The organism is Bifidobacterium intestinale, assembly GCF_023656765.1.
Classification (GTDB): Bacteria; Actinomycetota; Actinomycetes; order Actinomycetales; family Bifidobacteriaceae; genus Bifidobacterium; species Bifidobacterium hominis.
In genome coordinates this window covers 26,326-47,624 of sequence record NZ_JAMOKR010000004.1, presented here as the reverse complement: position 1 = coordinate 47,624, position 21,299 = coordinate 26,326, and the positions used below count along the sequence as shown (strand labels likewise).

General features: G+C 56.8%; 19 protein-coding genes and 1 other RNA gene. 16 read left to right on the top strand and 4 right to left on the bottom strand.

Annotated elements, in window-relative coordinates; genetic code table 11:
- Nucleotides 1–188 precede the first annotated feature (188 nt).
- Together NBH13_RS08770 and NBH13_RS08765 are read left to right on the top strand one after the other, a co-directional pair.
- The gene (locus tag NBH13_RS08770; RefSeq protein WP_502801762.1) at nt 189–842 is read left to right on the top strand and encodes an AAA family ATPase; all 654 of its coding nucleotides are present in this window, start codon (nt 189–191) and stop codon (nt 840–842) included.
- Between the two features lie 9 nt (nt 843–851).
- Nucleotides 852–1,502, top strand: a complete 651-nt coding sequence (locus tag NBH13_RS08765) for an AAA family ATPase (protein ID WP_250779295.1) — start codon at nt 852–854, stop codon at nt 1,500–1,502.
- On the opposite strand, the gene NBH13_RS06145 is transcribed toward NBH13_RS08765, so the two are convergent.
- Nucleotides 1,480–1,995 (bottom strand): hypothetical protein, encoded by a 516-nt coding sequence (locus NBH13_RS06145; RefSeq protein WP_180753702.1) that lies wholly within the window; start codon nt 1,993–1,995, stop codon nt 1,480–1,482. The genes NBH13_RS08765 and NBH13_RS06145 overlap by 23 nt on opposite strands.
- A 276-nt stretch (nt 1,996–2,271) precedes the next feature.
- Between NBH13_RS06145 and NBH13_RS06140 the strand changes: the two genes are divergently transcribed.
- Both NBH13_RS06140 and NBH13_RS06135 read left to right on the top strand, forming a co-directional pair.
- On the top strand, nt 2,272–3,105 hold the full coding sequence (locus NBH13_RS06140) for a Bax inhibitor-1/YccA family protein (protein WP_250779294.1): 834 nt from the start codon (nt 2,272–2,274) through the stop codon (nt 3,103–3,105).
- A gap of 118 nt (nt 3,106–3,223) precedes the next feature.
- Entirely contained in the window at nt 3,224–4,219 is a 996-nt protein-coding gene (locus tag NBH13_RS06135; RefSeq protein WP_250779293.1) for a DMT family transporter, read from the top strand.
- Here the strand turns inward: NBH13_RS06135 and NBH13_RS06130 are convergent.
- Nucleotides 4,206–4,934, bottom strand: a complete 729-nt coding sequence (locus NBH13_RS06130; RefSeq protein ID WP_250779291.1) for a GTP pyrophosphokinase — start codon at nt 4,932–4,934, stop codon at nt 4,206–4,208. The two genes, NBH13_RS06135 and NBH13_RS06130, sit on opposite strands and share 14 nt — an antisense overlap.
- Nucleotides 4,935–5,066: 132 nt before the next feature.
- Between NBH13_RS06130 and miaB the strand changes: the two genes are divergently transcribed.
- The 9 genes from miaB (at nt 5,067) to NBH13_RS06085 (ending at nt 14,823) form a co-directional block, all read left to right on the top strand.
- On the top strand, nt 5,067–6,521 hold the full coding sequence (gene miaB, locus NBH13_RS06125; RefSeq protein WP_180753701.1) for a tRNA (N6-isopentenyl adenosine(37)-C2)-methylthiotransferase MiaB: 1,455 nt from the start codon (nt 5,067–5,069) through the stop codon (nt 6,519–6,521).
- A 43-nt stretch (nt 6,522–6,564) separates the two neighbouring features.
- On the top strand, nt 6,565–7,548 hold the full coding sequence (gene miaA, locus NBH13_RS06120; RefSeq protein WP_144164024.1) for a tRNA (adenosine(37)-N6)-dimethylallyltransferase MiaA: 984 nt from the start codon (nt 6,565–6,567) through the stop codon (nt 7,546–7,548).
- 138 nt (nt 7,549–7,686) lie between these two features.
- Nucleotides 7,687–10,485 carry an FtsK/SpoIIIE family DNA translocase gene (locus NBH13_RS06115; RefSeq protein ID WP_250779290.1) on the top strand — a complete coding sequence of 933 codons (2,799 nt, stop codon included), beginning with the start codon at nt 7,687–7,689 and terminating at the stop codon, nt 10,483–10,485.
- Between the two features lie 67 nt (nt 10,486–10,552).
- Nucleotides 10,553–11,233 carry a CDP-diacylglycerol--glycerol-3-phosphate 3-phosphatidyltransferase gene (gene pgsA, locus NBH13_RS06110; protein ID WP_099571273.1) on the top strand — a complete coding sequence of 227 codons (681 nt, stop codon included), beginning with the start codon at nt 10,553–10,555 and terminating at the stop codon, nt 11,231–11,233.
- A gap of 7 nt (nt 11,234–11,240) precedes the next feature.
- Complete coding sequence (locus NBH13_RS06105) at nt 11,241–11,807, top strand: CinA family protein (protein WP_099571272.1); 567 nt, start codon at nt 11,241–11,243, stop codon at nt 11,805–11,807.
- Nucleotides 11,808–11,866: 59 nt separating this feature from the next.
- On the top strand, nt 11,867–12,379 hold the full coding sequence (locus tag NBH13_RS06100; RefSeq protein ID WP_144164028.1) for a helix-turn-helix domain-containing protein: 513 nt from the start codon (nt 11,867–11,869) through the stop codon (nt 12,377–12,379).
- A gap of 90 nt (nt 12,380–12,469) precedes the next feature.
- A complete protein-coding gene (locus tag NBH13_RS06095) occupies nt 12,470–12,703 on the top strand; it encodes a DUF3046 domain-containing protein (protein ID WP_180753391.1) in 234 nt (77 codons plus the stop codon).
- A 254-nt stretch (nt 12,704–12,957) separates the two neighbouring features.
- On the top strand, nt 12,958–14,139 hold the full coding sequence (gene recA, locus NBH13_RS06090; protein ID WP_099571270.1) for a recombinase RecA: 1,182 nt from the start codon (nt 12,958–12,960) through the stop codon (nt 14,137–14,139).
- Between the two features lie 3 nt (nt 14,140–14,142).
- Entirely contained in the window at nt 14,143–14,823 is a 681-nt protein-coding gene (locus NBH13_RS06085) for a regulatory protein RecX (protein ID WP_099571269.1), read from the top strand.
- 73 nt (nt 14,824–14,896) lie between these two features.
- Here NBH13_RS06085 and rnpB read toward each other — a convergent pair.
- Nucleotides 14,897–15,259: RNase P RNA component class A (rnpB, locus tag NBH13_RS06080), an RNA gene on the bottom strand.
- A 177-nt stretch (nt 15,260–15,436) separates the two neighbouring features.
- On the opposite strand from rnpB, the gene hpf reads away from it, so the two are divergent.
- From hpf to trpD, 3 genes are all read left to right on the top strand, one after another.
- Nucleotides 15,437–16,108, top strand: a complete 672-nt coding sequence (gene hpf / locus NBH13_RS06075; RefSeq protein ID WP_099571268.1) for a ribosome hibernation-promoting factor, HPF/YfiA family — start codon at nt 15,437–15,439, stop codon at nt 16,106–16,108.
- A 212-nt stretch (nt 16,109–16,320) separates the two neighbouring features.
- The gene (gene secA / locus NBH13_RS06070; protein ID WP_250779289.1) at nt 16,321–19,197 is read left to right on the top strand and encodes a preprotein translocase subunit SecA; all 2,877 of its coding nucleotides are present in this window, start codon (nt 16,321–16,323) and stop codon (nt 19,195–19,197) included.
- Between the two features lie 259 nt (nt 19,198–19,456).
- Nucleotides 19,457–20,512 carry an anthranilate phosphoribosyltransferase gene (gene trpD, locus NBH13_RS06065; protein WP_250779287.1) on the top strand — a complete coding sequence of 352 codons (1,056 nt, stop codon included), beginning with the start codon at nt 19,457–19,459 and terminating at the stop codon, nt 20,510–20,512.
- Nucleotides 20,513–20,686: 174 nt separating this feature from the next.
- Here trpD and NBH13_RS06060 read toward each other — a convergent pair whose 3' ends face one another.
- The gene (locus NBH13_RS06060) at nt 20,687–21,262 is read right to left on the bottom strand and encodes a hypothetical protein (protein WP_099571493.1); all 576 of its coding nucleotides are present in this window, start codon (nt 21,260–21,262) and stop codon (nt 20,687–20,689) included.
- Nucleotides 21,263–21,299: the final 37 nt, after the last annotated feature.

Below are 21,299 nucleotides of genomic sequence, written 5' to 3'. Positions count from 1 at the left end.
GACCTTGTTTTGTTCCTGCAATCACAGGGCGAGCAGCTTACCCGCGCCGGACAGGAATACCGCTGGACGCGGCACGACAGCCTGACCGTCCGGGGAAACAAATGGTATCGCCACAGCCAAAGCAAAGGCGGCGGCCCCGTTGATTTTGTCATGGAGTTTTCGGCAAGAGCTTCACCGAAGCCGTTGAACTGCTGACAGGAGAAAAAGGCGCAGCCCAACCGCCGGACATCAAGACCGTTTATCTCTGCCTTGACAGCGACGAAGCCGGAAACGACGCTTGTAGCCGCCTCGTGAAGCTCATGCCGGAGGGCTGCGCCGTCCACCGGCTTATCCCTCTTTTCAAGGATTGGAACGAGGTGTTGCAGCACCGGGCGGAAATCACAGACGGAAAGTTTTTGCGGGAAGCAGTCTACGGCTTGAAAGAGCCACCGCAGGAGGAAATCGTTGAGATTATCCGCATGAGCGAGATTGACACACAGACCGTCGAATGGCTATGGAAACCGTATATCCCCTTTGGGAAAATAACCATAGTACAGGGCAACCCCGGCGAGGGAAAGACCACATTTGCGCTGCGCCTTGCCGCTGCCTGCATCACTGGCGGGACGCTTCCGGGCATGAAGCCCATGCAGCCGTTTCAAGTGATTTATCAGACCGCCGAGGACGGTTTGGGCGATACCGTCAAGCCCCGCTTGATAGAAGCTGCCGCAGACCTTGACCGGGTGCTTGTGATTGATGAAGCAAAACGGGAGCTTACCCTGTCCGACGAGCGCATAGAGAAAGCAATCATACAGAACGGGGCGCGTCTGATTATCCTTGACCCCATACAAGCGTACATGGGCTAAAAAACCGACATGAACCGGGCAAACGAAGTGCGCCCCATGTTCCGCCGCCTTGCCGATGTTGCGGAGTGTGCCGGGTGCGCCGTTGTGCTTATTGGACACTTAAACAAATCAGCCGGAGGGCAGAGCGCATACCGGGGATTAGGTTCTATCGACTTTCGCGCCGCAGCAAGGAGCGTCTTGCTGATCGGGTGCGTGAAGCGTGAGCCGAATATCCGGGTAATCGTGCATGACAAATCTTCTCTTGCGCCGGAGGGCAAGCCGATGGCGTTCTGTCTTGACCCCGAAACGGTCTTTTCGTGGGTAGGCGAATATGACATCACCGCCGACGAGCTGCTGTCCGGCGCGGGCGGCAACAGCGCCACCAAAACCGAACAGGCTGAAAGGCTGATACTTGACCTGCTTGCAGACGGGAAAGAGCTTGCCAGCGAGGACATTGTAAAAGCCGCAGCCGAAGCCGGAATATCCGAGAGAACGGTGCAGAACGCCAAGCGCAACATGAGCGCGGTTTTAGGCGCAAGGCGCGTGGGCGGTTCAATGGTACAACTTCATCAAGAAGGAGTAGCCCCCCCCCGAAACCGCAAGCTGAAAGTGCAAAACGCAGACCCTTTGCACTTTCGCACTTTCACGATAATTTGCGTCAATAACTCAAAAAGCACTTGACAAAACGCTTCATGGTGAGCCCCTCCTGCGCCACACGATACGCGATCATGCTGATGGAATCATCTAACTGGCCCAACTGCTGAATATCGATCCACGTGTCGATCCGCATGCCCGCGGCGCGAACGTCACCAATCAACCGCAACAGCGAATCGCGGGTCAATTCGGCAGACTGCAACGCATCGCGCACCTGGGACCAGATGGTCGCCGCCGCTGCGGTCAATACGGAACGAAGCGTCATCTTGACATCCTGACGCCTGGCGAGCAGCGGAGTCAATGCCATAAGCACGATCAGCGAATCGAAGGGGAGCACCACCAGTAGGCATGCGGTCCAGAACACTGCCTGCGGGTGGCTATTGCGGGACAGAAGGATCAAGCCCGAAGAAATCGCAACGAGCGCGCATAGGATCATCCATAAATAAGGTGCGCTATCCTGCGCATACTGTTGGGACGCGAAAGATGCCTGCGCCAGACAGACGAAACTAGCGCACGCCATCATCGGTATGGTGCACCAGATTCTGGTGCGTACCGGTACGTCGACGGGGGAAGGTCCGAAAGTTTTCCAAAACGGTCAGGAACTCGACACCGCCAAAGTGACGCACAAGTTCGCCACCTGACATGGCATGTCCCAGTCTTTCGCGTCCGGCACACTCCTCGTGTCGAACGCGAAACCTATGCGGGCTCTGAAGAAAATACGAGATTAAGCCAATATTCATGAAATCGTCAGGAAAATGCCGTATCGTGATGCGCAATCGAGCAAAAAGGAGCGATTATGGCATTCGGTCAGCAGCCCCAGGGTAACAACGCCCAGAATAACGGCTTCAACAATCAATACCAGTACAACCAACAGTACAACCAGTACAATGCGCAGCCGCAATACGCCTACGCGCCCAACGGTACCGCCGCGGTCAACGTGCAGGCCACCTATTCCTACGAGCAGGCCGAACGCAGTTCCGTCAACAGCGCATACGCGCACATGACCCTCGGTTTGATCGTCACCGCCGTGGTCGCCATCATCACCCAAATGAGCGGCGCGTACCTAGCGCTCGTCCAAACCACGGGCATTATCGGCATCTTCGCCCCCGCCGTCATTGAAATCGTGCTTGCCATATACCTTGGCGCGCGCATCCATAAAATGAAGGTCTCCACCGCATACGTCATGTTCTACGTGTATGCGGCGCTCATGGGCTTCACCCTCAGCACCATTTTCATGGCCTACGATCTTGGTACCATCGGCATTTCCCTTGCATTGTGTGCCGGTTTCTTCTTCGCGCTCACCATGTTCGGACGCACCACCAAGATTAACATGCTCAAGGCCGGCCCCATCCTTTTCATCGGCCTCATCGTGCTCATCATCGCCGAAGTGCTTCTCATGATCTTCGCCCCCGGTAACACCACCCTCATGATCGTCTCCGCCATCGGCCTCCTGCTTTTCGCTGGTATGACCGTCTACGACGCCCAAGCCACCCGCGCCATGCTTGAACAGTATTCCGCCCAAGGCCCCGAAATGGTCAAGAAGGTTTCCATCCTTTGCGCGTTGAATCTGTATTTGGATTTCGTGAACATGTTCATGTATATTCTCCAACTCCTTGGCAATCGCGACTGAAATCCAAATGATGGAACGTCCTCGGAATTGCTCCTCGGTCGATGTAACGGATAAAGCCTGACCAGAATGTGGTCAGGCTTTATTTGTTGGTAAAAGACATGCTTTACGGTGGGTGTTCATGCAGAGAAAAGAGATTGGTGGCATGGCATGCCTCGTACTGGCGGCCCTCATTTGGGGATTCGCATTTGTGTCGCAAGTGCAAGGCATGGACTCCACAACACCGCTGTTCTTCGGAGCCACCCGATTCACCCTCGGAGCCATCTCGCTGATACCGTTGCTTTGGTTTCGTCGCAGCACCATAGCGGAACAAGAGCGTAAACGTCGTGAAGCCCAGGGAAAACCGTCCATCACCCTCGGCAACGGCGTAATTGTCGCCATGCCTAAATGGACCGGCAATCCCATCGTGGTCAGCATCATCTGTGGGATCGTGCTTTTCACCGCAAGCACCGTCCAACAATACGGCATCCTTTACTCCGGATCGGCGGGACGATCTGGCTTCATCACCGCGCTATACATCGTCATGACTCCGCTGCTTGCCTTCGTCATACTGCGTCGACGAGTGCACCTCAGCGTCGTCATCAGCGTCGCCATCTCCGTTATCGGCTTCTACCTGCTGTGCGTCACAGACGGATTTGAATCCATCACCCTGGCGGACATGGTGCTGCTGTTCACCGCGGTTCTCTTCGCTGGGCATATCCTCGTCATAGACACCTTCGGGCGAGACATGGACCCCATCCTGCTGTCATTCGGGCAGATCACCACCACCGCGGTCCTCAGCTGGATTGGCTCTATCATCGAAGGGTCCATCGACTGGGCCGGTGCCGCGCAAAGCTGGATTGCCATCGTCTACGCGGGCGTCTGCTCCGCTGGCGTAGCCTATACGCTGCAGGTCGTAGGCCAACAACTTGTGCCTCCGACCAGAGCGTCCGTGATCATGTCGCTCGAATCGTTCTTCTCCGCAGTCGGCGGCGCACTCCTGCTTGGCGAGGTCATGGCCACCCGAGCCTACATCGGCTGCGCGCTCATCTTCGCAGGCACCATACTCGCCCAGCTGCCCATCGACCAGCTTCTGCACGCGGCCAAACGCAGGCAGGCGGACGTCAATCGGCCTTAGGGGCCTCGCCAGCCTGAGGCGCGCCATTAATGTCGCGGTGGATGTTCTGCATCTGCGTTTCGATATTCTGCAGACTCCTCGCACAATCAAGCAGCGTTTGCGAATGCTCCGACAGCTTCGTGTCGGGCAGATCCGTCTTATAGCGCAGAGCGTGCTCCAAACTCGCCCAATAATCCATGGCGATAGTGCGGAACTGCACCTCCACAGGCGTGTAATGCGGTCCGGAAGACAGAAAAACAGGCACCGCGTAAATCACATGCAGCGAACGGTAACCATTCTGCTTCGGATTCTTGATGTAATCCTTCACGCGCAACACCTGAATATCGTTCTGGGCAGACAGATAATTCGATACTGAATACACGTCATCGCGATAATTGCAGATCACGCGAATGCCGGCCACATCAAACAGATTGTCTTTGATCGACTCCACCGTCAGCGGCAGCTCCTTACGTTCCAGCTTGCCGAGAATGGAATTGATGGACTTCAGCCTGCGTTCTATGTGATGGATGGGATTATGGGAGAAACGTACCTGGAATTCGGAATCAAGAATCTCCAACTTGGTGCTAATCTCATACATCGCACCCTCGTACACCTGCATCTGATCGATGAACTCGGTGATCTGATTGGATGGCAACGAACCATCGTCGAAATTTATCGATTTCAATCGCGCTTGCAGTTCACTGGTATTGATGCGGCTCTGTCTATCAAGTATCACGGTTCCATAGTGTACCCAAAAGGAGCGTGGAAAACTGGAAAAGCGCTGAAAAAACGTTATTCCTTCAATCCTTCAACATGCCAAGCACAGTACGGCGCGTGCTGGGAATCCCTGCCGATAGCATGGAACACTATGAACGAAGACATGATGACCGAGGCGGAGCGCGCCTCGAAACTCGCGGAACCTACCGCAGAAGACACCGCCACGAGAGGCAAAGGCGTGTTCTATGTGCACACCCTCGGATGCCAGATGAACGTGCACGATTCCGAACGTATCTCAGGCGTGCTTGAAGCGGACGGCTACGTGCCCGCCACCGAGGGGCAATACCTCGACCATGACGTGGATCTCATCGTCATGAACACGTGCGCGGTGCGAGAAAACGCGGCGGAGCGCATGTACGGTACCATCGGCCTGTGGGCCGAAATGAAGCGCCAGCGCCCGAACCTGCAGATCGCCGTCGGCGGCTGCATGGCACAGCTCGACCGTGAGAAAATCGCCAAAAAGGCGCCGTGGGTCGATGCCGTGTTCGGTACGAAGAACATCGGCTCACTGCCGCAGCTGCTCGATCAGGCACGTATCGAAGGCCATGCCCAGGTCAAGGTCAAAGAGGAGCTCAACTACTTCCCAAGCCAGCTTCCCACCGACCGTGCGTCGAAGGTGTCAAGCTGGGTGGCCATCTCCGTCGGATGCAACAACACCTGCACATTCTGCATTGTGCCTACCACCCGAGGCAAGGAACATGATCGTCGCCCGGGAGACATTCTTGCCGAAATTCGCCAGTGCGTGGATGAAGGAGCCAAGGAAGTCACGCTGCTCGGCCAGAACGTGAACTCGTTCGGTTACGGCATCGGAGACCGTTTCGCCTTCTCCAAGCTATTACGCGCATGCGGTGAGATCGAAGGATTGGAGCGCGTGCGATTCACTTCGCCGCATCCCGCCGCCTTTACCGACGACGTAATCGCAGCCATGGCCGAAACGCCCAATGTCATGCACCAGCTGCACTTCCCGCTGCAGTCCGGATCTGACCGAATCCTGCGCGCCATGCGCCGGTCGTATCGTTCCGCGAAGTTCCTTGACATTCTGCGAAAAATTCGTGAGGCAATGCCGGATGCGCAGATTTCCACCGACATCATCGTCGGTTTCCCGGGTGAAACCGAAGAGGACTTCCAGGAAACCTTGCGCGTGGTGGAAGAGGCGAGATTCGCGTCCGCATTCACCTTCATCTATTCGCCGCGCCCAGGCACTCCGGCCGCCGAAATGGAGCAGGTGCCGCACGACGTGGCCCAAGACCGGTTCGAACGACTCGTGGCATTGCAGGAACGAATCACCGAAGAAAATCTCAAAACCTTCGAAGGCCGTGACGTCGAAGTGATGGTCACCGGCGCATCCGGCAAGAAGGATGCCGCAACCCATCGCGTCACCGGGCGAGAGAAAACCGGCGTGCTCGTGCATGTCGGTGTGCCCGAAGGCGAGCCAATGCCGCAGGTAGGCGATTTCGTGACCGCCACCATCACCCATGCGGGGCGCCACAATCTCATCGCCGATCCCGATTTGAAGGCGGGGCAGACCTATGCCGTTCGACACTGAGACTTCTGAAACAACAGGCAAAACAGGGGATGCCGATCCTGCCTTGCAGCGTAAGGTCGTATCCATTGTCGGTCCAACCGCATCCGGCAAAACCGGGTTGGGCATTGCCGTCGCCAAAGCGTTGGCGCGCAAAGGCGAACAGGCGGAAATCATCAACGCCGACGCATACCAGATGTATCGGGGCATGGATATCGGTACGGCCAAAGCGAGCCCTGAGGAGCAGGCACGGGTCAGGCATCATCTCATCGATATCATCGAGCCGGACGATGCCATGTCCGTGGCGCGGTTCCAAGAGCTCGCCCGCGAGAAAATAGCCGAACTACAGGCCAGGGGAGTGCGTCCGATCCTTGTTGGAGGTTCCGGCCTGTACGCACGGGCGGCTATCGACGACATCTCCTTCCCCGGCACCGACCCGCAAGTACGCAAGGCGCTTGAGGAACGGGAGAAAGCCGAAGGTGCGGGCGCGCTGTTCGACGAGCTGAAGGCCAAGGATCCCGAAGCGGCGGCGCGCATGGACCCGCACAATCCGAGACGAACCATCCGCGCGCTGGAAGTCATCGAAGTGACGGGACGTCCCTATTCGGCAAGCCTTCCGCACTATCGGTACGTCATTCCTACCGTGCAAATCGGTCTCGATCTGCCTCGGGAGGAACTGGACCGTCGCATCGACATTCGCACCAAGCAGATGCTCGAAGGCGGATTCATCGAAGAAGTGGAGCGCATACGCCCCAAACTGGGCATCACCGCAGCCAAAGCGCTCGGTTACCAGCAGGTCGTCGACTATTTGGACGGGTTGCGTGACCTGAACGACACGTTCATGGACATTGCACAGAAAACGAAGCGTCTGGCACGCAAACAGATGGGATGGTTCGGCCGTGACCCGCGCATCCACTGGCTCCAAGCGCTCAATCCGGCGCTGCTAGACAATGCGATGGCCATCATCGAGCATGCCGATGCAGGCGCCTACGACGCCATAGACGTGCAGGCGGACGCCTACACCCAGCATCATCTCGGAGACCTCGCCTGAAATGAAACCCCGCTGCCATATCGGCAACGGGGTTTCATTCGCAGTATCATGCCTCCCCTCCGCCTTAAGTTAGAAAATGTGTGCGATTCGAGGAAATGACATGTCATGGTTCATCCCATGGGTAAAATCATGACCGTTATGGCACGAACAGCATCTTCCAACACGAAATCCAGCGGCAAAAGATCCGCTGGCAAGGCCCGTTCCGGCGAGACCAAGGTCATGGACGCGGTCGAACCATCGCCAGTGATGGGCGTCTTGACCAAGTACAGGCGCGACATCACATGTTTTGTTCTGGTGATTCTCGCGGTGCTGTTCTGCGCCTCGGAATGGTTCCGGGTGCAAGGTGCGTTCGGCCGGGCGCTCCATGCCATGGCTTCCGGATTGTTTGGCCTGATGAGCATCATTTTGCCGGTTTTCCTAATGCTAGTGGTGTTCAGCCTTATGCATAAAACCCAGCGCAAAAGCGACAATGCGCGTATGGCGACGGGATGGTCCATGATCTTGTGGTCTGTCTGTTCCATACTTGACGCGGCACTCGCGTCCGACATCCAAGGCTTCGATATGGCACTGCTGCAGAAATCGGGAGGATTGCTCGGCTACGTGCTTGGTTGCCCGTTGGCATGGGGGCTTTCCAAAGCATTTGCCATCGTTATTTTCGCGGTCGTCATTCTGTTTTCGCTGTTGCTGATCACCCGTACGCGGGTTGATGAGGTTCCCGACAAAATATGCGCGTTGATGTCCCGTTTTGGTTTCGGTGCAAATAAGACGGACGATGACGAGACTGAGCAATTCCCGAATGAGGTGCGCATCGGAGATACCACGCTGTCCTTTGCCGAGGGAGTGCCGGCGCATGATGGGACCGACGATGTGGCAGCCGAAGAGAAGAAACCGATGCTGTTTTCTCGCTTAAAGCAGTTGATATCATCAAAAACCAAGAAACAGGGCGCTCAGGACGGACTCGAATACTATGACGGCGATGAGGCGTTTCGCAATGCCGCCGAACGACATGGCGAAACGGCGGAAACCATGCTTGACGAACCATATCAGAGTGTTTCGCAGCCGCGCAGCATTTCATCCAGCGAACATTCCGCTCAGGATTCTGGCGGAACCGTCGTCATGACTCAGATGCCTGTGGCGCGTTCCCTTTCGTCAGATCCGATCGGAATTGCAAGTGGCACCATGCCGAAAATTCCAGAAACCGTCCCTGCGATGGTTGGAGCGGTGCCATCCAGTGAAATCAAGTCAATCGGCGTGGCTGCGGACGATCCGTGGGCGGTCATCGATGAGAACGGCACATCCAACGGAACGCAGGTCATGGTCGATGCGGCGACCAACGAGGTCGTAGACGATCTGAATGGCGGTTTGAGCGAAGAAGGCGTTTCCGATGAATCCGACGAGATTCCGGAAGGCCCATACCATCTACCTGACCTCGGCATGCTGAAGCAAGGCGCGCCGCACGCCGTGCACACGCCGGAGAACGATCGTGTGATTCGTGCGCTTACGGTCACCTTCCAGCAATTCAACGTCGATGCCAAAGTCATCGGCTTCCTGCGCGGTCCATCCGTAACCATGTACGAGGTGGAGCTTGGTCCTGGCGTGAAAGTGGAGAAGGTCACCAATCTGCAGAAGAACATCGCCTATGCGGTGGCCAGCTCCGACGTGCGCATCCTGTCGGTGATCGAGGGCAAGTCTGCCATCGGCATCGAAATACCGAACACCGATCGTGAAACCGTGGTGCTTGGTGACGTGCTTCGTTCGGACAAGGCAAGGAATGATCCGAACCCTATGCTCACAGGTGTGGGCAAGGATGTGGAAGGTCATTTTGTAACGGCCGACCTCACCAAGATGCCGCATCTTCTGGTGGCAGGTGCCACCGGTTCCGGTAAGTCCAGTTTCATTAACTCCATGCTGACATCTGTGATTATGAGGTCGACGCCTGACCAGGTGCGCATGATCATGGTTGATCCGAAACGAGTGGAATTGTCGGCATACGCGGGCATACCGCATCTGCTCACGCCGATCATCACCGATCCGAAGAAGGCCGCGCAGGCGCTTGAATGGGTGGTCAAGGAGATGGATGCTCGCTACAGCGATCTTGAATTCTTTGGATTCCGTCACATCAAGGATTTCAATGCGGCCGTGCGTGCAGGCAAAGTGCACGCGCCGGCCGGGTCGAAACGGAAGGTCGCCCCATATCCATACATTCTGGTGGTCGTCGACGAGATGGCCGATCTGATGATGGTGGCCAAGAACGATGTGGAAAGCTCCATCCAGCGCATCACGCAGCTGGCGCGAGCGGCAGGTGTGCATCTGGTGCTCGCCACCCAGCGTCCGTCGGTTGATGTGGTCACTGGTCTGATCAAGGCGAATATTCCTTCACGACTTGCTTTCGCGACCTCGTCCGCCACGGATTCTCGAGTCATCCTCGACTCCACCGGGGCGGAAACCCTGATCGGTCAGGGCGATGCGCTGTTCTTGCCGATGGGACAGGCCAAACCGTTGCGCGTGCAGGGCGCATGGGTCGACGAATCGGAAATCCGTCGTGCGGTGGAGTTCGTGCGCACTCAACGCAAGCCACATTACCGCGAAGATATCGAGGAAATGTCCAAGGAAGCCGACAAGAAGGCCATCGAACCGGATGAAGACATCGGCGGCGATATGGACGTGCTGTTGCAGGCGGCGGAACTGGTGGTCACATCGCAGTTCGGCTCGACGTCCATGTTGCAGCGCAAGCTGCGCGTCGGATTCGCCAAGGCAGGACGTCTCATGGATCTGCTGGAGTCGCGTGGCATCGTGGGGCCGTCCGAAGGGTCCAAGGCGCGTGAGGTGTTGGTGCAGCCCCAGGATCTGCCGCAGGTGCTCGCCTTCATCAAAGGCGAGACCTCGTCGCTGAATTCGGCAGCTTCTTCGGCAGCGGATTCCGAAGAGGCGATGTGATCGGGGAACGCTCCGTGTGAAACGCAAATTGGTAAGCAAGTAGAAGTGTCAGGGTAACGTGAACGGTATGGAAAAGCAAGAAGAACGCAAATCATCGTTGCTTGACGGCTGGAATGCGCCGCCGAACCTTGTCACCTTCTCTCGTATCATCTTGGTCATCGTGTTTTTGGTGCTGTACGCCAAAGCCGGCGCGTGGGGCGTGGACAACGTCACCATGCGTTGGGTTGCCGCGGTCATCTTCATCATCGCGGCATGCACCGATAAGCTTGACGGTTGGATGGCTCGCAAATACGACCAAGTTACTGAGCTTGGCAAGCTGATGGATCCGATCGCCGACAAACTGCTCACCTGTGGCACACTGATCGTTGCCGCCATCTTCAACGAATTCGGTAATCCGGTGCTGGGATGGGTCGTGACCGCCCTGTTCCTGATTCGTGAGATCGGTATCACCATCATGCGCTTCTTCGTGATCGACACGGGCGGCAAGGTTATCGCCGCATCCCAGGCGGGCAAGTACAAGACGCTCTGCCAGTGCATCGGTCTGGCTATGTTGATGCTGCCGATGTGGAGCTTGGCTCCGAAAGGGTTTAACGACATCCCGATGTGGATGACCGTCTACTACATCATCACGTACGCGCTGATTTATCTTGCGCTGATTCTCTGCCTGTATTCCGGCGGCGAGTATCTGGTTAATACTTTCGGCGGTCGTAAGAAGCCCGCAGACAAGACCGGAAAAGAAACCAAGTAGGGTATTCATGGTTGAATCCTTGAACCAGACGGCTGCCGCCAACCAATCGCAATGCGATGAATTGGCGGCGGCCGTTCTTGCATATTGCGAAACTAATCGTTTCAAAATCGCGGCGGCCGAGTCGTTGACGGGAGGTTTGCTGGCCGATGCTTTCGTGCGTGTGCCGGGGGCGTCGAAAGTGTTTCTTGGCTCCGCCGTGACATACGACATTCGCGCCAAGGCGTCGATTCTTGGTGTGGATGCCGAGTTGTTGCGCCGAGAGGGGGCTGTCCATCCCGAAGTGGCGCGCCAGATGGCTTTCGGAACGGCGAGGCTGTACCGGCAGCGGGAGGACGGCGATTGTGTCGTCGGATTGTCGACCACCGGTGTTGCAGGTCCTGGACCTGACGGAGACAAGCCTGCGGGACTTGCCTACGTCGGCTGTTCCCTGCCGGACGGTTTTGGATCTGTTCGCTCCAGGCGAACGGAGGCTTTCGAGCTGCGCCTGCAGGGAGATAGGGAAAGCGTACGGCGTGGAGTCGTGCATTGTATTCTGCAAAAACTGAGGGAGCTTTCAGTGGATTCACAGGAATAATCTACAAAGATGAGTGTTGACCATAATGGACAGACGTACGCACGAAAAGGGGCTGATGAATGGAAACGATGACACTCACCGAAGAACAGAGGGAACTCAAGGCTATGGCCCCCGCAACCGCGCAGGCTGCCGGGGCTCGTGTCAGGGAACTCACACCAGCTCAGAGGCGTGCGGTGATGTTCGCGCAGCAGCAGGTGCTCCGTGCTCGTGCGGCCAAGAAAGCCAAGGACGAGCGTCAGGCCGCGTTGACGCGAATGTGGCAGGAAGAGGACTCCGAGCGTGTACGCACGCATGCTGTGCAGCATGCTCCGGAGCAGTCTGATGAGGCCAAGGAGGTTTCGTTGCGCGAGGCCATCGGTCATGTGCTGCGTGACCTGCGCACGCGAGACCATAGGACGCTTCGTGAGGTCAGCGAAAAGGCCGGTGTGTCGTTGGGGTACCTTTCCGAAGTGGAACGCGGGCAGAAGGAAGCCAGCTCTGAGCTACTGTCGTCCATCGCGCAGTCCTTGGGGTTGTCCACAGCCCAGATGCTTCGCATGGTGGCTGACTATCTTGATTCCGTGACTGTCTGATTTGTGGAATATGACATGATGACGCCCGGCGATTGTTCGCTGGGCGTTTCTCTTTTCGTATATAAATCAAGTCTGTGTACACTGGGGCGCGTGCAGGAACGTGAATTTTGGCAGTTGCTTGAGGAAGTGCTCGGACGTAGCTATGGTCGATCGTTGGCTCATGATCAGGTACTTGATCGCCTTGGCGGTATGACGGCGGTCGACGCGCTCAGTGCGGGCGAGGAGCCTCGAGTGGTCTGGAATGTGCTATGCGACCAGATGGGCATCCCGGATTCCCAACGTTGGGGCAAAGATCATAACGCGCCTCCCATGCCGGTTCGTTGAGTTTTTTCGAATACAACACACCTTTTCGAACAGATGTTCGCATGTTGGGATATAGTTATCCACAGACAACAACATAAACGGGCTGTTTCCAAATTCCTCAAGTCGCGTGAGAATGTTGATTTTCCAAGGAATGTTGGTTTATGACTCGTTGGATTGCATGTCTTCCGACCACAACGGTCGTTGGATTTGCAAGAACGAATGCTGTGGCCTTACGGTGAAGCCACCATTCGTCATAGTCGGCAGAAGGAGTAGTCATGGCACAGACGAGCGCGGCAAAGGGAGCCGCACAGAACAAGTCCGCGAACGGCATCGACCCGCGTCGTCAGGCCGCGCTTGATACGGCGCTTGCGCAGGTCGAGAAGAGTTTCGGCAAGGGGTCAGCCATGCGATTAGGCGATCGTCCCGAGCAGGATGTCGAGGTGATTCCTACCGGATCACTGGCATTGGATATGGCATTGGGCATCGGAGGTTTGCCGAAGGGTCGTATTGTGGAGATCTACGGTCCGGAATCCTCCGGCAAGACCACGCTGGCGCTGCATGTGGTGGCTAATGCTCAGAAAAACGGTGGGGTCGCCGCGTTCATCGATGCGGAGCATGCACTTGATCCTGTCTATGCGCGCAAGCTTGGCGTCGACACGGATTCGCTAATCGTCTCTCAGCCCGATAACGGCGAACAGGCGCTGGAGATCGCGGATATGCTGATTCGTTCTGGAGCGCTTGACGTGATCGTCATCGATTCCGTGGCGGCATTGGTGCCGAAGGCCGAAATCGAAGGTGAAATGGGCGACAGCCACGTCGGTTTGCAGGCGCGACTGATGAGCCAGGCATTGCGTAAGATGACTGGCGCTTTGGCTCAGGCGGGCACCACGGCCATCTTCATCAACCAGCTTCGTGAGAAGATCGGCGTGTTCTTTGGCAATCCGGAAACGACCACCGGTGGCAAGGCATTGAAGTTCTACTCGTCCGTCCGCATGGATATTCGTCGCATCCAGACCATCAAGAACGGCGACGAGGCTGTGGGCAACCGCACCAAGGTCAAGGTCGTCAAGAACAAGATGGCTCCACCATTCAAGACTGCTGAGTTCGACGTGCTGTACGGCGAGGGGATTTCCAAAGAAGGATCTGTACTTGACATGGCGTTGCAGGTCAATGTCGTGAAGAAGTCTGGATCGTGGTTCACGTATGGTGGCGATCAACTGGGGCAGGGGCGTGAGAACGTGCGTCAGTTCCTCAAAGACAACCCGGAGCTCACTGAAGAGATCGAGAATAAGGTGAAAGCCGAATTCGGCCTCATTGAGCCTACCGACCAATTCGCCGAGGATAGTGACGATGCGTCGGCGAAGGATGCCAAGGGCGAGGAAAAGGCGAAATCTGCTGCCAAGCCGGAAACGGCCAAGGGCGCGGTAAGGTCTTCCAAGACCGCCGACAAGGCATGACGTATGATCAGTGCCGAGCAATTTCTTGAACAGCAGGGCCTCCAGCCGGTATCGTCCGAGGCTGGGGGCCCTGCCCTTGCCTGCGGCGGGCGGCTGCAGGACGACCGAATCGAATCCGGCTGCGGACAGGTTTTGCGCAATGATGAAGAAGACACGCCGAAGCGTGCGCGACACGCACGACACGCAGGGCGTGTCGTGGTCGGCGTGTCGCGAACCCCTGACGATCCGAATAATCTGGATGCGTGCAGGGAGGCCGCCCTCCGGTTGCTTGATGCGGCGCCGCGTCCGTCAGGTGCGGTGAGGGAGCGACTCGTTGGCAAAGGGTACGCTCCCGAAATAGTGGACGATGTGATTGCCAGACTGATTCGGGTTCGTCTCATCGATGACGAGGCGTACGCCCAGTCCGCGGTGCGGTACTGCGCATCACGACTGATGGGGCATAGGGGAGCGGTTATGGAGCTCAAACGCAAAGGTGTGGACCGCCAGCTTGCGCAACGTGTGTGCGATGAGGCCGAATCCCAAGGCGTGTTCGCCGAGGCCGCATGGGAGCTGGGACGTCGGACGGCGAGAAAAACTGCTGGATTGGATGTCGAGGTGCGTAAAAGACGGTTCTGGAGTGCTGGTGGTAGGAAAGGCCATAATCCTGAAGTTCTGCGGGAAATCGCACAGGAATTGTTCGTCTGAAACGGCTGATTCGCATAGTGGCTATGCGGTTTTTGAACACTGTTTCGCCACGGGGATCGGTCGATGCGATAAGGGAGTGAGACCTCTTATACCCCGGGTTCTGTCGTGCCTTAGGCACGGATGGCCATCCATCTCGACCTGACGTTGCCGCCAGGCTCTAGCAGCCTACCCGAAGGCTTCGGGCGAGCAGCCCTCAAACGCCTTCTGCTTGGCCTTGCTCCCGATGAGGCTTGCCATGCGGCCGACTGTTACCAGTGGCCCGGTGGTCTCTTACACCGCCGTTTCACCCTTACCTACCGGTCGAAACCGATAGGCGGTCTGTTCTCTGCTGCGCTATCTCTCAGGTCTCCCTGGGCGGACGTTATCCGCCATCGTGCTCTATGGAGCCCGGAAGTTCCTCAACCGACGGATCGGTCGCGGCCATCAAGAGGTCTCAAACGCACTATAATAGCAAGAAAACGGACGAAAGGAAAATCAAAAAAACTTTATTATTCTTTCGTCAACTTTTCAGTGAAATCACAATGTTGCGGCTACAATGTTGACTACCGAACAGCGAAGCAGCTGTTTGGTCCGTATATAGCGGGTAACACCGCTTGAGTCTAGGGAGGTCCACATGGAAATCGTCGTTACCGGACGTCATACGCAGATCAAGCAAAGGTTCCGTGACGTTGTCGAAAGCAAGATGAATCGTGTGACCGCTATCGCTCCGGATGCGCAGCGTGTTCAGATTGTGCTGTCGCATGAGGGCAATCCGCGTCAGGCCGATACTGCCAAGCGCGTTGAAATCACTGTCATCGCCGGTCGTACTGTGGTGCGTGCCGAGGCTTCAAGCGCCGACGAGTTCAGCGCTTTGGACATGGCTCTCGACAAGCTGACCCTCCGTCTGCGTCGCACCCGTGATCGTCGCAAGGATCATCGTCGTGGCTACAGCGATCCGGTCCCGGTTGATCTTGGCGTCGTCGAGCCGACTCCGGAAGTCGAGGAGACCGCTGAGGAAGAGGTCGAAGAGCCGAACAACAGCCCGGCCGACGCCGTCGCCGCCGAACTTGGTCCAGGCGAGTCCGTCGAGGTCCAGGTAGGCGACACTCCGATCGTCATCCGTCGCAAGCTGCATATCGCGGAGCCGATGACCATCGATGAGGCACTGTATGAGATGGAACTGATCGGACACGATTTCTTCCTGTTCGTGAACAAGGAAACCGGCCGTCCGTCCGTTGTCTACCATCGTCACGGCTGGAGCTATGGCGTCTTCGAGATCGACACCCCGGAGAACGTGGCAAAGTAAGACATGCAACATGGTTGGATAGGGAGATGATCTGACCGAACGGAGGCTCGCGCGTCGTACGTGCGAGCCTCTTTTCATGTTTGAGAAGGTGCTTTAAATGGCGGGAAGATGCAACACGCTGGAAATTACGTAAAATGGACGATGTTTTTCGAAAATCGCTAAATAGCGACTAGTCTCGGACAAGGTAACTCACATACACAAAGGGAGTGATTGTGGTAGATATCGTTGACAAAGCCCTGCGAATGGGCGAAGGCCGACAGATCAAGAAGCTTGAGCACGTCGCTCAGGCAACCAACGCGCTGGAGGACGAGATCGCAGCGCTCAACGACGAGGAGCTTAAGGGACAGACCGCCAAGTTCAAGCAGCGTCTCGACAACGGCGAATCACTCGACAAGCTGATGCCGGAAGCCTTCGCCACCGTACGTGAGGCGTCCAAGCGCACCTTGGGTCTGCGTCACTTCGACGTGCAGCTCATGGGCGGCGCGGCATTGCACTGGGGCAACATCGCCGAAATGAAGACCGGTGAAGGCAAGACCCTTGTGGCAACCCTGCCGGCATACCTGAACGCGCTTGACGGCCAAGGCGTGCATGTCGTCACCGTCAACGACTATCTGGCAAGCTATCAGGCCGAACTCATGGGCCGTGTCTACCGCTTCCTTGGCATGAGCACCGGCTGCATCATCACCAACCAGAAGCCGCCGGAGCGCCGCAAGCAGTACAACGCCGACATCACCTACGGCACCAACAACGAGTTCGGTTTCGACTACCTGCGCGACAACATGGCGTGGGAAAAGTCCGATTTGGTGCAGCGCGGCCACCACTTCGCCATCGTCGATGAGGTTGACTCCATTCTCATCGACGAGGCCCGTACCCCGTTGATCATTTCCGGTCCGGCCGAAGGCGACGTGACCCGTTGGTACCGCCAGTTCGCACGTCTGGTGCTCAAGCTCACCCGCGACGAGGATTATGAGGTCGACGAGAAAAAGAAGGTTGTCGGCATTCTTGATCCAGGCATCAACAAGATCGAGGATTATCTCGGCATCGACAACCTGTACGAGCCGAACAACACCGCGCTGATCGGCTACCTGAACAACGCCATCAAGGCCAAGGAACTGTTCCTGCGCGACCGCGACTACGTGGTGACCGGCGGCGAGGTGCTCATCGTCGACGAACACACCGGCCGTATCCTGCCGGGGCGTCGCTACAATGAGGGCCTGCATCAGGCCATCGAAGCCAAGGAAAACGTGGAAGTCAAGGCTGAGAACCAGACCTTCGCCACCATTACCCTGCAGAACTACTTCCGTATGTACGACAAGCTGTCGGGCATGACCGGTACCGCAGAAACCGAGGCCGCGGAGTTCATGGGCACCTACAAGCTGGGCGTGCTCCCGATTCCGACCAACAAGCCGATGATTCGCGAAGACAAGGACGATCTGATTTTCCGTACCAAGAAGGAGAAGCTGGCCGCCATCGTGCGTGATGTGGCCAAGCGCCACAAGAAGGGCCAGCCGGTGCTGCTGGGTACCGCTTCCGTGGAATCCTCTGAAATCGTGTCGTCCCTGCTTGACGTTGCCAACATTCCTCACCAAGTGCTGAACGCGAAGCAGCATGACAAGGAAGCCGCCGTCGTGGCCGTCGCAGGCCGTAAGGGCGCCGTCACCGTGGCTACCAACATGGCAGGCCGTGGTACCGATATCATGCTCGGCGGCAACGTCGAATTCCTCGCTGATGCGAAGCTCAAGTCCGAAGGCTACTCTCCGGATGACACTCCGGACGAGTATGAAAAGCGTTGGCCGGGCACCCTGGCCGAAATCAAGGAGCAGGTCAAGGACGAGCATGAAGAGGTCGTCGAGCTCGGCGGTCTGTACGTGCTTGGTACCGAGCGTCACGAGTCCCGCCGTATCGACAATCAGCTGCGTGGCCGTTCCGGACGTCAGGGCGATCCGGGCGAGTCCCGTTTCTATCTGTCGCTCGAAGACGATCTGATGCGTCTGTTCAACACGCAGCTCGTGGCTCGCGTTATGGCCAAGGGCATGCCGGAAGGCGAGCCGATCGAGGCGAAGAGCGTTTCCAAGGGCGTGCGCACCGCGCAGAAGGCCGTGGAATCGCGCAACTTCGAAATCCGTAAGAACGTGCTCAAGTACGACGATGTGATGAACAAGCAGCGCACCGTCATCTACGCCGAGCGTCAGGCCGTACTGAAGGGCGAGGACATCCACGAGGATATCCTCAAGTTCATCGACGATACGGTATTGAGCTACATCAAGGGCGCCAACAAGGGCTCTGACAAGCCGAAGGATTGGGATTGGGAAGGCCTGTTCAAGGCTCTGAACGCCGTGTACCCGATTGCCGTCGATCCGGAAGCAGCCAAGGATGCTGTCTCCAAGCTCAAGGGAGACAAGGCCGTCGTGGCCTTGCAGGAGCTTATCGTTTCCGACGCCAAGGACCAGTATATCGACTTCGAAGGCAAGCTTGGTGAAGAGGGTCTGCGTCAGCTGGAACGTCGTGTCGTGCTCGCGGTTCTTGACCGCAAGTGGCGTGAACACCTGTATGAGATGGATTATCTCAAGGATGGTATCGGGCTGCGTGGCATGGGCCAGCGCGATCCGCTGGTCGAATACCAGCGCGAAGGCTACCAGATGTACAACTCCATGATCGAAGCGATCAAGGAGGAGACCATCCAGCTGCTGTTCCATGTCGATATCGATCGTGTCGCCACCACCGAAGACACCGATACCGAATCCGACGAGGATGAGGCCGTGAACGCGGCTGAAGCGGTGATGGGACTGGAAGGCGAGACCGAACCTACCGGCGAAATTGCTCCTGCCGAGCCGGAAACCGATGATGAGTCCGAAAAGACCGTCATCGACGAACTGGCCGACGAGCAGAAGAACGAACCTGGCATCGTTGGCATGCAGCCGATCAGCCACGCCGAAGGCAAAGTTCCGTCCAACAAGCGTCCGAAGAGCGCGGAATTGCACTCCCCATGGGCGGATGGCCGTACCTTCCCGGGAACTGGCAAGAACGCCCAGTGCCCGTGTGGCTCCGGTCGCAAGTACAAGATGTGCCACGGACAGAACGAACAGTGAAATATCGTGTGATGCTCTGATGATTCGCGCATAATGAAGGCGGTTTGCGGATTTTTCGCAGACCGCCTTTTTGTTTCATGCTCGTTGCTCGATATGCGGAAGATAGATATTGAAAATGTCTGTGTTGTTTATGATGAGCGCTTTTCTGCAATTACCTGTTCGTGATATGGACGTTGAAAAACCATGAAATGTAGAACGGTTACAATGGCGGCGATATCGTGTCAACAACGTGACATGCTGAAGCGTCAAGGAGGGCATCATGGCTGAAATCACATGGAAGTCGATCCTCACCAAGCTGGTCGGAGGGGACCATCTGAGTGCCGAGGAATCCGAGTGGTTCGTCGATGACCTCATGAACGGCAACGCTAATCCGGCGGCCGTCGGTGCGGTTCTGGCAACCCAGCAGCAGCTTGGCTTGACTCCGGATGAGGTGCGTGGAGCGGCCAAGGCCATGGTCTCCCATGCCATCAAACTTGATATCGACGGTGAGACCACCGATATCGTCGGTACCGGTGGAGACGGTGCTGCAACGGTGAACCTATCTTCCATGGGTGCGGTGGTGGCCGCCGCCTCCGGAGTGAAGGTCGTGAAGCACGGCAATCGCGCAGCCTCTTCCAAGTGTGGCACTGCCGATTGCTTCGAGGCGCTGGGACTGCCTCTTGATCTGGATCCGGAGCAGGTTGCCCAAGTTGGCAATGAGTGTGGCATCGCTTTCGCTTTCGCACGTACCTTCCATCCGGCGATGCGTTTCGTTGGTCCGATTCGTGCCGCGCTGGGAGTGCCCTGCGTGTTCAACGTGCTGGGTCCACTGACCAATCCTGCCGCTCCGAAGCATATGGCGGTCGGTTGCGCCAATCGCAAGATGAGCCCGATTATGGCCGAAGTATATGCGGCGAACGGTCAGACCGGTATGGTCTACACCTCCAACGAAGGTTTGGATGAGATGGCTCCGACTGGCCCGGTGTCCGTCTGGGAGTTCAAGGACGGCAAGGTCACGGAAAACGAATTTGATCCAACCGTTGAACTCGGTCTCGCCAAAGTGACCGTTGCCGACCTCAAGGGTGGTGAACCGGAGCTTAATGCCCAACTATTCCGTGACTTCCTCGCAGGCAAGGACTTGCCGTTCCGTACTACCGCTCTGCTCAATGCGGCATCCGCGATTGTCGCCGATGGACATTTGGTGCCAACGGAAGCCAGCCTCGCCGATCGTTTCAAAGCGGCCTACGCCATCGCCGAAGAGACCGTCGACTCCGGCAAGGCATCCGCGTTGCTTAATCAATGGATCGCCACCGCTCAGTCGAAGAAAAATGCCTGATTCAAGACTTTCTGACCGGTATTCGTCAATAACTGAATAGCAAATGCGTGTGTGGCATCGAAATATCCGGTGCCGCACACGCATTTTTCTGATGCGAGGCTTTCGATATGGAAATTCTGTTGCCGGGATTCTTATGATGTTATGAGAATATGCGCGGTGGAGAAAGGACCGAAATCAGACCCTCGCGCCATCATCAAACTCATCAAAGCGAGTCTGCGAGTGTCCTTTGTGCTGCACAATAAGCCCTGCAGCGCCAACCAATGCACACAAGCCGAAAATCGACCCCAGAATCGCCGCCAACGCAGGCATGAACACGGAAGCGATGATACCAGCGACACCGACGACCAAAAGCACCCAGAACACCAGTTTCGATATCTTGACATGCCCGATTTCAGGATTCGGAGGCACGAAATCATCTCCATAACGGTCCATCATGCTATCGGTGTCCAACCAGCTGGAACCCGTGAAATCGCGTGGTCCACGATTTTGCGGCATATCGTCGGTGAATGTGCCCTGATCTAGATCCTGAATCGATAGCAGCGCCTCTTTTTCGCGTCGCTGCGCATGCTTCTCGAAACGCTTCGCACTTCGCGAGTGCTCCACGGCCTTCAAATCGTCGGCATGGGAACTGGCGAACTCTGCCCAAGCGGCATCCAGATCGTTCGCATCAGAGGAGGGAACATTCCCTCCATCATGCGACTCGGCATTTGGGTGTTCTTCATCGGCATTGCTATTGTTGAGGTCAGTCATACTGATAACTTTAATCAAGCGGATGCCCATCCGCTGG